Source organism: Thioalkalivibrio sp. ALE16 (assembly GCF_000381305.1).
GTDB lineage: Bacteria > Pseudomonadota > Gammaproteobacteria > Ectothiorhodospirales > Ectothiorhodospiraceae > Thioalkalivibrio.
The window spans coordinates 60346-73013 of record NZ_KB906368.1 but is presented as its reverse complement, the minus strand read 5'-3'; the positions used below and the strand labels follow the sequence as shown (position 1 = coordinate 73013).

At 67.4% G+C, this 12668-nt stretch carries 8 protein-coding genes and 2 riboswitches; all 8 genes read left to right on the top strand.

Features of this window, described 5'->3' with window-relative positions; translation table 11 throughout:
- Nucleotides 1–429 precede the first annotated feature (429 nt).
- Nucleotides 430–531: riboswitch (glycine riboswitch) on the top strand.
- Between the two features lies 1 nt (nt 532).
- Nucleotides 533–644, top strand: a riboswitch (glycine riboswitch).
- Nucleotides 645–764: 120 nt separating this feature from the next.
- The 8 genes from gcvT (at nt 765) to F627_RS0111990 (ending at nt 12523) form a co-directional block, all read left to right on the top strand.
- Complete coding sequence (gene gcvT / locus F627_RS0112025) at nt 765–1865, top strand: glycine cleavage system aminomethyltransferase GcvT (protein WP_018881526.1); 1101 nt, start codon at nt 765–767, stop codon at nt 1863–1865.
- Between the two features lie 73 nt (nt 1866–1938).
- Nucleotides 1939–2331, top strand: coding sequence for a glycine cleavage system protein GcvH (gcvH, locus tag F627_RS0112020; protein ID WP_018867861.1), 393 nt, complete (start codon nt 1939–1941; stop codon nt 2329–2331).
- A gap of 84 nt (nt 2332–2415) precedes the next feature.
- Nucleotides 2416–3768, top strand: a complete 1353-nt coding sequence (gene gcvPA / locus F627_RS0112015) for an aminomethyl-transferring glycine dehydrogenase subunit GcvPA (protein WP_018877894.1) — start codon at nt 2416–2418, stop codon at nt 3766–3768.
- A 62-nt stretch (nt 3769–3830) separates the two neighbouring features.
- Complete coding sequence (tpx, locus tag F627_RS0112010) at nt 3831–4358, top strand: thiol peroxidase (RefSeq protein WP_018867859.1); 528 nt, start codon at nt 3831–3833, stop codon at nt 4356–4358.
- Between the two features lie 82 nt (nt 4359–4440).
- Nucleotides 4441–5949: an aminomethyl-transferring glycine dehydrogenase subunit GcvPB gene (gene gcvPB, locus F627_RS0112005; RefSeq protein ID WP_019584146.1), complete on the top strand. Its 1509-nt coding sequence runs from the start codon at nt 4441–4443 to the stop codon at nt 5947–5949.
- 244 nt (nt 5950–6193) lie between these two features.
- Entirely contained in the window at nt 6194–8566 is a 2373-nt protein-coding gene (locus tag F627_RS0112000; RefSeq protein ID WP_018875830.1) for a PAS domain-containing protein, read from the top strand.
- Nucleotides 8563–12174 carry a PAS domain S-box protein gene (locus tag F627_RS0111995; protein WP_019584145.1) on the top strand — a complete coding sequence of 1204 codons (3612 nt, stop codon included), beginning with the start codon at nt 8563–8565 and terminating at the stop codon, nt 12172–12174. The genes F627_RS0112000 and F627_RS0111995 overlap by 4 nt, the downstream gene beginning before the upstream one ends.
- Nucleotides 12164–12523: a diacylglycerol kinase gene (locus F627_RS0111990; RefSeq protein WP_042835232.1), complete on the top strand. Its 360-nt coding sequence runs from the start codon at nt 12164–12166 to the stop codon at nt 12521–12523. Before F627_RS0111995 ends, F627_RS0111990 begins: the two co-directional genes overlap by 11 nt.
- Nucleotides 12524–12668: the final 145 nt, after the last annotated feature.

Below are 12668 nucleotides of genomic sequence, written 5' to 3'. Positions count from 1 at the left end.
CGCCGCGTAAGCCTACAAAAACGGAGAAGCGAACGCGTTATTACGTACCCAACCCTCGATTGCGCAAGCGATTGAGCATGATGGCAACGGGAGCGATCCCGGTGGGGGCCAGTCCGATCATTGCGAAGCACCTCGAGTGCGTGACCTCGCTGGGACCCTCCACCCGCGGAATCCATCCGGGACCGTGGCGAATGAAAGCCGCACACGCAGTCCGAATGTACGGGAGCAATCGTCGCCCCGAAACCATCACTCAAACGCTTGGCAAACCGGGGGCGTCCATGTACGCAATGACGGTGCCAGTGGCATGCGGTGGGGGCGCGGCGCGCTCGGGTGCTCCACCCGGAAAGTCGCCGCCGGGCGTCCGGGCTTTCGCGCCGGAGATATTTTGGTCTACAATTAGTTTCGTCTGCGGGTGCCCGACAATGCCCGCACACCGTTCTGGAAGAGATCTGCGATCGCGAGTCGATTGGCAGACGCCGAAGGCGCAACATCCGCCCGGAATCGCTCAGGCTACAGGACCGGAACGGTGCAGGAGACACACTCTGGAGAGCGGCCGGAAACGGCCCACCGAAGGGGGCGGTCACGCAGTCCGGAATCGGATTGACGCGACGCAAACTCTCAGGTTTCAGGACAGAGGGGCGGCTGGCAGATTATCCCTGCTGGCCGCCCCTTTTTTTATGCCCGGCGCACGGCGACCGGGCCTCGCGGTTCCACCGGCGGCTGCCGGCGAATCGACCACGAAACGGACGCAAGGCGAGAATCAGATGACGACGTTGAAGACAACTCCGCTCCATGCCGCGCATCAGCGCGCGGGGGCCAAGCTGGTCGATTTCGCCGGCTGGGAGATGCCGCTGCACTACGGCTCCCAGATGGAGGAGCACAAGCACGTGCGCCAATCCGCAGGGATGTTCGACGTCTCGCACATGCAGGTCGTGGATATCCATGGCCCGCAGGCGCAGGCCTTCCTGCGCTACCTGCTGGCGAACGACGTGGCCAAGCTCAAGACCGAGGGCCGCGCGCTGTACAGCTGCATGCTGAACGAGGCCGGAGGGGTGATCGATGACCTGATCATCTACTGGACCGGGGGCGCCAGTTACCGCGCGGTGGTCAATGCCGCTACCGCCGAGGGCGATATCGCCCACATGCAGAAGGTCGCGAAGGATTTCGATGTGAACGTCGAGCCGCGCCCGGAGTTCGCGCTGATCGCGATCCAGGGCCCGCAGGCGGTGGAGAAGACCCTGCCGCTGCTGCCGGATGACCTGCGTAGTGCCGGGGATCTCAAGCCGTTCTCCGCGGTCTGGAATGACACTTGGTTCGTCGCCCGCACCGGCTACACCGGCGAGGACGGTTTCGAGGTGATGCTGCCGGCCGAGGCCGCCGACGGTTTCTGGGAGAAGCTGAAGGCCGCCGGCGTGCACCCCATCGGTCTCGGCGCGCGCGACACCCTGCGCCTGGAGGCCGGCATGAATCTCTACGGCACGGACATGGACGACCAGACCAATCCGCTGACCGCGAACCTTGGCTGGACCATCGCGCTTAAGGATGCCGAACGCGATTTCATCGGCCGCGCGCCGATCGAGCGGTCGAAGGCCGAGGGCGTGCCGGAACGCATGGTCGGGTTGGTACTGGACGGGCGCGGGGTGCTGCGCGGCGGCACCCGCATCGAGACCGAGGCCGGCGACGGCGTGGTCACCTCCGGCAGCTTTTCGCCCAGCCTCGGGGTGTCAGTCGCCTTCGCGCGGATCCCGGCCGGGGTCGAGGCCGAGGAGCTGCACGCGGACATTCGCGGCCGCAAGCTGCCGGTGCGCGTGGTGAAGCCGGTGTTCGTCCGCAATGGCGAGCCGCAGATCGAACTGAATCGCTAACGAATTATTGCCTCATGCCGCGTGTGCCGGACTACACTGCGCAGGCGGGATCCAAACGAAAAAGGAAGACGTCATGAGCGAAGCACCGAAGGACCTGAAGTACACCAAGAGCCACGAGTGGGTGCGCAGCGAGGCCGATGGCAGCGTGACCGTGGGCATCACCGATCACGCGCAGGAACTGCTGGGTGATCTGGTGTTCGTCGAGGCCCCGGAAGCGGGCAGCAGCATCGAGGCGGGTTCGGCCTGTGCCACCGTGGAATCGGTCAAGGCCGCCTCGGATATCTATGCGCCGATCTCCGGCGAGGTGACCGAGGTGAACGAGGACCTGGCGGACAGCCCCGAGAAGGTCAACGAGTCCCCCTTCGAGGACGGCTGGCTGTTCAAGGTGAAGCCCTCCGATGCCGGTGAGCTGGACGCCCTGATGGACGCGGATGCCTATGCCGCGCACGTCGAGGCCGAATCCTGAGCGTAACTGTGCATCATCGGTCCCGGCCGCGTCCGGCCGGGACCCAACCGAAGTTCGCCGCAATCGGCGAAAGCGAGACCTGACATGCCGTTTATCCCGCATACCGAAGAAGACATCCGCGCCATGCTCGACCGCATCGGTGCCGAATCCGTCGAGGACCTGTTCGACGAGATCCCCGCCGATCTGCGCTCGCCGCCGCTCACGGGGATCCCCGAGGGCGAGAACGAGATGGGGATCACCCGCCTGATGCAGGAGCGGGCGGCGAAGGACGGCATGCCATCGAATTTCATCGGGGCCGGTGCCTACGAGCACCATATCCCGGCCGCCGTGTGGCAGATCGCCACCCGTGGCGAGTTCTACAGCGCCTACACGCCTTACCAGGCGGAGGCCAGCCAGGGCACGCTGCAGCTGATCTACGAATACCAGACCATGATCAGCCGCCTGACCGGTATGGAGGTCTCCAACGCCTCCCTCTATGACGGCGCCTCCGCCCTGGCCGAGGCCGTGCTGATGGCGGTGCGCGTGAACCGCCGCTCCAAGGCCAAGCGCGTGCTGCTGCCGGGCGCCCTGCACCCGGACTACCGCAAGGTGGTCAGGACGCTGATCGGCAACCAGGGCATCGAGCTGGTGGAGCTGCCGTTCGACGAGACCACCGGCCAGACCCCGGTGGACGCCCTGGCGCCGTATGCCGACGAGGACGTCACCGCCATGGTGATCAGCCAGCCGAATTTCTTCGGCATCCTCGAGGACGTGGACGCCCTGACCGGCTGGGCCGAGGAGCGCGGCATCCCTGTGATCGCTGTGGTGAACCCGGTCTCGCTGGCGCTGCTGAAGCCGCCGGGCGAGTGGGGCACCAACGGCGTCGATATCGTGGTCGGCGAGGGCCAGCCACTGGGGGCGCCGCTGTCCTCCGGCGGGCCGTACTTCGGCTTCATGACCACCCTGAAGAAGCACATCCGGCAGATGCCGGGGCGGATCGTCGGCCGCGCCGAGGATGCCGACGGCAAGCCCGGCTTCGTGCTGACCCTGCAGGCGCGCGAGCAGCATATCCGCCGCTCCAAGGCGACCTCGAACATCTGCACCAACCAGGGCCTGGTGGTGACGGCCGCGACCATCCACATGTCCATGCTGGGTGACGAGGGTCTGACCCGCGTGGCCGAGGCCTGCTATGCCAACACCCACGCACTGGTGGAAAAGCTGGCGGCCAAGGGCATCAAGCCGCGTTTTACCGGCGAATACTTCCACGAAGTCGCGCTGGACTTCGGCGGCGATGCCGCCAGCCGCGTGCAGACCATGGCCGACGCCGGCGTGCTCGCGGGCTTCGAGCTGGGCCGCGACTACGCGCAGCTGGATGGCTGCGTGCTGGCCTGCGCCACCGAGACCAAGACCGAATCCGACCTCGAGCAGTACGTGACCACGTGGGAGCAGGCCGCCTGAGGCGGTCTGATTCCCCGGGTCAACGACCCCACGCGCCATACACACAACGCCGGGAGGCAACCATGGCCGAAATCAAGCTGCAAGGTAACCCGATCAACACCAACGGCGACCTGCCGCATGTGGGCTCGCCGGCCCCGGACTTCAAGCTGACCAACAAGGATCTGCAGGATGTCTCGCTGGCCGACTTCGGCGACAAGCGCAAGCTGATCTCCATCGTGCCCAGCCTGGACACGCCGGTCTGCGCCGATTCCACCAAGAAGTTCAACGAGATGGTGGCCAGCCGTCCGGATCTCGAGATCCTGATCGTCTCCGCCGATCTGCCGTTCGCGATGAGCCGCTTCTGCGCCGCCGAGAACCTCGAGCGCGTGACCGTCCTGTCGATGATGCGCGATCGCAATTTCGCCAAGGACTACGGCGTGCTGATCCAGGACGGCCCGCTGGCCGGGATCACCGCCCGCGGCGTGGTCGTGCTGGATACCGACAATCTGGTGATGCACGCCGAGCTGGTCTCCGAGATCGGCGACGAGCCGGACTACGACGCCGCGTTCGCGGCCCTGGATGACCGGGCCAACCTGAGCCCGACCCAGTAACCGGCGCGGAGAACCACTGCGCCGCCGGCGGCCGGGCCCCAGCTCGGCCGTCGTCACCCGAATATGCAAGCGAGAAACCGCTATGAGCACCACAGACGCCCATCTGATCTTCGAACGTTCCCGCGCCGGTCGCTCGGCCGTGGCCCAGGCGCCGCGCGAGCATGCCGCGACCCGTATCCCCGCGAACCTGCAGCGCAAGTCCGCGCCGGGTCTGCCGGCCGCCTCGGAACTGGACGTGGTGCGGCATTACACGCGGTTGTCGCAGAAGAACTTCTCCATCGACACCGAGTTCTACCCGCTGGGCTCGTGCACGATGAAGTACAACCCGCGCGCCTGTAACAGCCTGGCGATGCTGCCCGGATTCCTGAACCGGCATCCGCACGCCCCGGCCAGCCACAGCCAGGGCTTCCTGCAGACCATGTTCGAGCTGCAGGAGATGCTGAAGGAAGTGACCGGCATGAAGGCCGTGTCGCTGGCGCCGATGGCGGGTGCCCAGGGCGAGTACACCGGCGTGGCCATGATCCGCGCCTACCACGACGCCCGCGGCGATACCGAGCGCCGCGAGATCATTGTCCCGGACGCCGCGCACGGCACCAACCCGGCCACCGCGATCATGTGCGGCTACGAGGTGCGCGAGATCCCCACCGACGAGACCGGCGACGTGAATATCGAGGCCCTGAAGGCCGCGGTGGGCCCGCAGACGGCCGGGATCATGCTGACCAATCCGTCCACCGTGGGCGTGTTCGAGCGGCGGATCTCCGAGATCGCGAAGATCGTCCATGACGCCGGCGGCCTGCTGTACTACGACGGCGCGAACCTGAACGCGATCCTTGGCAAGGTGCGCCCGGGGGACATGGGCTTCGACGTGATCCACATGAACCTGCACAAGACCTTCTCCACGCCGCATGGCGGGGGTGGTCCGGGTTCCGGTGCCGTGGGCGTCTCCGAGCGCCTGCTGCCGTTCATGCCGATCCCGCACGTGATCGAAGCGGAGCAGGGCGGTTACCGTTTTGCCGAGGAGTCCGACCGCCCGCAGAGCATCGGCCGCCTGTCCGCGTTTGCCGGTAATGCCGGCGTGCTGCTGCGCGCCTATGTGTACATGCGCATGCTGGGCCGCGAGGGCATGGTGCGGGTCTCCGAGTTTTCTACCCTGAACGCCAACTACCTGGCCCGGGAACTGGCCGCGGCCGGTTTCGATCTGGCCTATCCCAAGCGCCGCGCCACCCACGAGTTCATCGTCACGCTGAAGAAGCAGGCGAAGGAACGCGGCCTGACCGCGGGCGACGTCGCCAAGCGCCTGCTGGACCACGGTTACCACGCGCCGACGACGTACTTCCCGCTGCTGGTGCCGGAGTGCCTGCTGGTGGAGCCGACCGAGACCGAATCGAAGGAGACGCTGGACGGCTTCGTCGAGGCGATGGCCTGCATCCTGGCCGAGTCGGAGAACGACATGGAGACCATCAAGGCCGCCCCGCACACGCTGCCCAACCGGCGTTTCAACGAGGTGGCCGCGGCCAAGGCGCTGGATGTGGTGTTCCAGCCCACCGACGAGGGAGGCGAAAGCGCGCCCCGGACCGGGACTCACGGCTAGGGTCGGATCCACCCAGGGCGCTTCGGCGCCCCGCTCGAGACGCCCCCGCTCGCCGGGGGCGTTCTCGTTTTGCACGGCAGTAATCGCGATTTTGTAGGGTCAAGCAGAAACCAGACTCGGCATCTGGTAGTTTCTGGATTCAGTCTACTCAAGCACTGTCAGGCCCGAGGGCAGCCGGCACCGCGAGCGTGTGTCGATCAAGTCTCCGCCAAGAGAGACCAAGACGGGCAAGGAATGCAATCCAATGAGCGAGATTTGTGCCATCCACGGCTATGCGGCGCTGTTCGAACATGCGCCGGTGGGGCTGGCCGAGATGGATACCGAGGGGCGCATCCTGCGCGCCAATCCGCGGCTGGGCGCGCTGCTGGCCTGCGACCCGGCCGAACTGGCGGATGCACCCCTGCGGGCGCGCGTATTGCCGGACGACCGTGAACGGTGCGATGCCCACCGCCAGGCCCTGCTCGAAGGCGAGTGTGACAACTGCTGCTTCGAGGTGCGTCTGCTGGATGCCGCGGGCGGTGTGCGCTGGGTGGAGATGACGACCAGCCGTATCCCCGCCACGGAGGACTGCCCCGAGGCCCTGCTCGTGGTGGTCGCCGACATCGGCACGCGCAAGGCGGCCGAGCAGCGCACCGAGACCCTGCTGCGGGCCAGCCCGGCGGTGATCTATACCATGGACCCGTCGGACCTGGGCACCATGACCTGGCTCAGCCGCAACGTACAGACGGTGACCGGCTGGAGCCCGGAGCAGATCACGCGCGAGCCGGACTGGCTCGTCACCCATCTCGCCCCCGAGGATTACCGGCGCTGCGCAAGCCAGGTCAAGCGCTGGCTGGCGGAAGGCGCCCGCGGTTTCTGTCGCCTGAACTATCGCCAGCGCATGCCCGGCGGACACTGGCAGTGGCTGGAGGACCAGGTCACCGCGATCCGGGACGACCAGGGGGCGGTGATCGAGCTGATCGGCGCCTACCAGGACGTGGGCGCACGGGTGGAAACCGAGCGTCACCTCGAGAAGATCGCGCAGAACCTGCCAGGGGTGATCTATCAGTACCGCCAGTTCCCGGACGGGCATGCGGCGTTCCCGTATGCCAGCGAGGGGATCGTGGATATCTACGGGGTCACGCCCGAGGCGGTGATGCGCGACGCCCGCTGTGTCTTCGAGGTGATCCATCCCGAGGACGTGGATCGGGTGCGGGCGAGCATCGAGGCGTCCATGCGCTGCCTGGCGCCCTGGCGCCAGCGCTACCGGGTGTGTCATCCCGAGCGTGGCGAGATCTGGCTGGAAGGGCATTCCAGCCCCGAGGCCCTGGACGACGGCAGTGTGCTGTGGCACGGCGTGATCCTGGATATCTCCGAGCGAGTGCACGCCGAGGAGGCGCTCCATCTGCGCGAGCGCGAACTGGCCGAGGCCCAGCGGATTGCCCACATCGGCAACTGGGTGTCGGACTTCGTGCGCAACGAGATTCGCTGGTCCGACGAGGTCTTCCGGATCTTCGGCCTGCGTCGCGGCCAGTGGGGCGGGACGCACGAGGCCTTCATGCAGTCCGTCCATCCCGACGATCGCGACCGTATCCAGGCCGAGGTGGATGCGGCGATGGCCGGGGAAGGAACGTTCGATACCATCCATCGCGTGTTGCGCCCCGGCGGCGAGGAACGCGTGGTGCACGAGCGCGGCTACGTCGAATTCGCCGAGGACGGCCGGGCCTTGCGCATGATCGGGACGGTGCAGGACATCACCGAGCGTCACCAGCTGGAGCGCGAGCAGCGCCTGCTGGCGGCGACCTTCGACAGCAGTCAGGCGATCTTCATCACCGACGTCGAGGGGACGATCCAGCGTGTCAACGCCACCTTCACCGAGCTGACCGGCTTCACCGAGGCCGATGCGCTGGGCCGGAACCCCCGGATCATGAACTCCGGCCGCCAGGACCGCAGCTTCTACGAGGAGATGTTTCGGGCCGTGCGCGAGCAGGGGCACTGGTCGGGCGAGGTATGGAACCGGCGCAAGGACGGCCGCGTCTTCCCGCTGCACGAGATCGTGACCGCGATCCGGGATGCCAACGGGGCGATCGAGTACTACGTCGCCATGTTTCACGATATCTCGCGGCAGAAGGAGCTGGAGGCGGCGCTGGAACACCAGGCCTTCTACGATCCGCTGACCGATGCGGCCAATCGCGGCCACTTCGAGGCCCTGCTGGAACAGGAGGCCCGGCGCGCCGATCGCTATGCAGATCCCTGCTCGCTGGTGATGCTGGACCTGGACCATTTCAAGCGGATCAACGACACCCATGGCCATGATGTCGGGGACGAGGTGCTCCGGCGCGTGGTCGCCACCACGAGCGATCGGCTGCGCCAGGCCGATGTGCTGGGTCGCTGGGGCGGGGAGGAGTTCATGGTCCTGCTCCCGAGCACGAAGGCCGAGGCGGCCTGTCGCCTGGCGGAGGACCTGCGGCGCCAGGTGGCCGCGCTGGAGTTGCCCCATGTGGGGTCGGTGACCATCAGTCTGGGGGTGGCCCAATGTCGCCCGGGCGAGGCGATCAAGGACTGGATCAAGCGCGCGGACGACGCGATGTACCGGGCCAAGCACTCCGGGCGGAATCAGGTGGTGCGACGCGATTGAACGACCATGGACGCCGAGCCGGAGCGGGGGACGCGCCGGCAGAATCCGGGCGTGACGGTCTGTTCGATCGCGCGGCCGTGGGGTTGCTGTATCTGGACGCGAACGGTCGCGTGCGGGCCGCCAACGCGCGCCTGGCGGACTGGCTGGGCTGTGCCCCGGAGGATCTCGAGGGACAGTCGCTGGCCGAGTGTGTCCCCGAGGACGCGCGCAAGGCCCTGCGCGATGCGCTGGCCCGCGCCGGAGCGGGCGAAGTCACCCTGGACCTGGAGCTTGCGGCCCCGGGTGATCGAGGTGTAGCGCCGATGGCCTGCACGGTCGTGCTGGCGCCCGATCCGGACGGGTGGCTGGCCACGGTGCAGCGCCGGGAGCCGGGCGACTCCGCGGCCCGGGTCTACGAGCAGACCTTTACCGCCAATACCGCGCCGAAGCTGCTGATCGATCCCGAGGACGGTGCCATCGTGGATGCCAACCCCGCCGCGGAGGCCTTTTATGGCTATTCGGTCGCGCGGCTCAAGGCGATGCATATCCACGAGATCAATACGCTGTCGGCGGCCGAGGTACGCGCCGAGATGGCCCGGGCGGCGCGCGAGGAGCGCCGGTTCTTCCGCTTCCGGCACCGCGTCTGCGGTGGCGACGTGCGCGATGTCGAGGTGTATTCGGGTCCGGTGGTGCTGGACGGCCGGCGCTACCTCTACTCGATCATCCACGATGTCTCGGAGACCCGCCGCTACGAACGCGAGCTGGAGTTCTACGGGGTGGCGTTCGGCCGGCTGCCGGTGGGCGTCTACCGCAATACACCGGGGCCGGAGGGCCGCTTCGTGCGGCTCAACCCGGCGATGGTGGAGCTGTTCGAGGCCGCGACCGAGACCGAGCTGCGATCGACGCCGGTCCGCGAGCTCTACCGGGACCCTGCCGAGCGGACGGCGCTCAGTCGCGATCTGGCGGCGTACGGGCGGGTGGTCGGACGCGAGGTGGATCTGAAGACGCTGCGGGGGCGCCCCTTCCGCGCCCGGATTACCGCCTACCGGACCGAGGATGCGGACGGTCAGTGTGTGTTCGACGGGGTGATCGAGGACATCACCGAGCTGCGCGCGGCCGAGGCGTTCCAGACGCGCCTGCTGGCAAGCCTTGCCGAAGGCGTATTCGGACTGGATCGCTATGGCCGTTACACCTTCCTGAATCCGGCGGCCTGCCGTCTGCTGGGTTTCGAACGGGAGCTGGATGCCCTGGGGCAGGAATCGCATTCGACCAACCATCACGTGCTGACAGATGGGACGCCCTACCCGCCGGAGGCCTGTCCCATCTACCGCGTCCTCGAGACGGGCAGGCCACTGGAGGCCTGGGATGATCACTTCGTGCGCACCGACGGGAGCCTGTTCCCGGTCAGTGTGTTTGCCGCACCCACATTCGACGTGTCCGGTCGGGTGGACGGCGCCGTGGTCTCGTTCCAGGACCAGACGGCCCGGCGCGAGCGCGAGGCCCACCTGCTGAAGGCGACCGGTCATCTGCCGGGTGCGATCTACCAGTACCGGCTGTATCCGGACGGTCGTCATGAATTCCCGTTTGTCAGCGAGGGTGCGCAGCGGGTGTACGGGGTTTCTCCCGATCTCATCCAGGAGGACGCGGATGCCGCCTTTGCCCGGGTCGATCCAGACGACCTTCCGCGTATCCAGGCGAGCATCGAGGAGTCGGCGCGCACCATGGGCCCCTGGCAGGTCCGTTATCGCGTACGTCATCCACTGCGCGGGACGCTCTGGGTCGAGGGTCGCGCGACCCCGGAGGCACCGCGCCCGGATGGCAGCATCGTCTGGCACGGGGTGATGATCGACATCTCCGAGCAGGTAGCTATGGAGGACGCCCTGCGCGCGCGGGGCGAGGAGCTTGCCGCGGCACAGCGCATCGCGCACATGGGGAGCTGGGTCTGGGACATCGCGGCCGATCGCACACACTGGTCGGACGAGGTCTACCGTCTCTTCAGTCTGCGCAAGGAAGATCAGGAGGCGAACTACGCGGGATTCCTGCAGGCCGTGCACCCGGACGACCGCGATCGCGTGGCCGCGACGGTCGAGGCCTCGCTGGAGAGTGGTGAGTACGACATCCATTTCCGGATCGTGCGCCCCGACGGGCGCGAGCGCGTAGTCCATGCACGCGGATCGACGCAACACGATGCAGGGGGCAAACCCTGTCGCATGATGGGGACCGTGCAGGACGTGACGGAACGCCACGCGTTGGAGGAGAACCTGCGCCGGCTGGTCGGCATCCTGGAGTCCACTCCGGACGTGGTCGCGATGCACGGCCCGGCCGGCAACATGCTGTTCCTGAATGGTGCCGGGCGGCGTCTGTTCGGCCTGCCCCTGTCCTCCGGGGAGCCCTGGGATCCCGAAGGCGGCTGGAACAGCCGCGATCTGCCGGCCGAAACGGGCTCTCTGGAGACCGCGATTCGGCGGTTCCACCCGCCCTGGGCGGCCGACCAGATCCTTCAGGAGGCCGCACCCGTCGCGATGCGGGACGGGGTCTGGGAAGGGGAGACCGCGATACTCGACGCCCAGGGTCGGGAGGTGCCAGTGTCGCAGGTGATTGTCGTACGCCGCGATGGCCACGGGGATGTGCGACAGATCTCCACCATCCTGCGCGACATCTCGCAGCGCAAGGCGGTCGAAGAGGCCCTGCGCGAGAGTGAGCAGCGATTCCGCCAGCTGGCCGGCTCGGTCAACGAGGTCTTCTGGCTCCAGGACGCGGACTCCATCCTGTACGTGAACCCGGCCTACGAGCGGGTCTGGGGCTACAGTCGTGAACATCTGTTGCGCGATCCGGCGGCGATGCTGGAGGCGGTGCACCCGGAGGACCGGGCACGGGTGGAATCCGTTTTTCTGGCGCAGCCACTGTGGAATGCCCGGACCGACGAGACTTTCCGGATCCGGCGGCCGGATGGGGAGCAACGCTGGGTGCGCGTCCACCGCTATCCGGTGACGGATCCGGAGGGTCACGTTACCCGAGTCGCGGGCACCGCCGTCGATATCACCGAACTTAAGACCACGCAGATGGAGCTGGAGCGCAATCAGGCTGAATTGGAGCGTCAGGCGTTTTACGACCGTCTGACCGGTGTCGCCAACCGGCGGTACTTCGAAAGCCTGCTGGACCGCGAACTCCGGCGTGCCGAACGCTATGGACAGGCCTTTTCCCTAGTGATGTTCGATCTTGATCATTTCAAGGCCGTCAACGATACCTATGGCCATGCCACCGGGGATGTCGTGTTGCAGGACGTCACCCGGGTGGCGGGCGAGCGTCTGCGCGCTTCGGATGTGCTGGGGCGCTGGGGCGGCGAGGAATTCATGGTCCTGCTGCCGGGGGACGACGCGGAGGCGGGTGCACGGGTCGCCGAATCGATCCGCGCACGCGTGGCCGAATATGCCTTCCCCGAGGTGGGCCGCGTGACCATCAGCCTCGGGGTGGCGGCCTTCACCTTTGGCGAACCGCGCAGTGACCTGTTGCGCCGGGTCGACGAGGCGCTTTACCGGGCAAAGCGCGAGGGTCGCAACCGGGTGGCGATCGCGGACCCGCCGGCAGGTTCGGTCGTCCGGACCGGGGACGAACCCGATGGCGCATAGCGGGCGTCGCGGCTTGAGTCGGGTGTGGCACGCCTTCGGGTATTCCTGGCGCGGGCTGCGCGAGGCATTCCGTCACGAGGCCGCATTTCGCCAGGAGCTGGCGCTGGCGGTCGTGCTCCTGCCCCTGGCGATGGTGCTGGGGCAGGATGGCGTCGAACGCGCATTGCTGGCGGGCAGCGTGCTGCTGACCCTGGTGGTGGAACTGCTGAACTCGGCGGTGGAGGCGGCGATCGACCGCTTCGGCGACGGGCATCACCCGTTGTCGGCGCGGGCCAAGGATATTGCCTCGGCCGCCGTGCTGGTCAGCTTCCTGCTGGCGGCACTGGTCTGGGGCCTGGTCCTGCTCTGATCGTCGGGGCATCCGCGCCGCTGGCCTGGCTCATCCCGGCCGTAGCGAAGTGTAGAGCCGGGATCTCTGGCGCAGGAGGTACCACGAGGCGCGAGGCTCCGGGGTCACCGCTGCGCGGTGCCCGGGATGGCGGATGCGGGGCGTG

Excerpts from the sequence above, each read along its gene's own strand:
- tpx (WP_018867859.1), top strand. The coding sequence starts at position 3,831 with ATGGCCGAAATCAAGCTGCAAGGTAACCCGATCAACACCAACGGCGAC.
- F627_RS0111990 (WP_042835232.1), top strand. The coding sequence starts at position 12,164 with ATGGCGCATAGCGGGCGTCGCGGCTTGAGTCGGGTGTGGCACGCCTTC.
- gcvPA (WP_018877894.1), top strand. The coding sequence starts at position 2,416 with ATGCCGTTTATCCCGCATACCGAAGAAGACATCCGCGCCATGCTCGAC.
- gcvT (WP_018881526.1), top strand. The coding sequence starts at position 765 with ATGACGACGTTGAAGACAACTCCGCTCCATGCCGCGCATCAGCGCGCG.
- gcvH (WP_018867861.1), top strand. The coding sequence starts at position 1,939 with ATGAGCGAAGCACCGAAGGACCTGAAGTACACCAAGAGCCACGAGTGG.
- F627_RS0112000 (WP_018875830.1), top strand. The coding sequence starts at position 6,194 with ATGAGCGAGATTTGTGCCATCCACGGCTATGCGGCGCTGTTCGAACAT.
- gcvPB (WP_019584146.1), top strand. The coding sequence starts at position 4,441 with ATGAGCACCACAGACGCCCATCTGATCTTCGAACGTTCCCGCGCCGGT.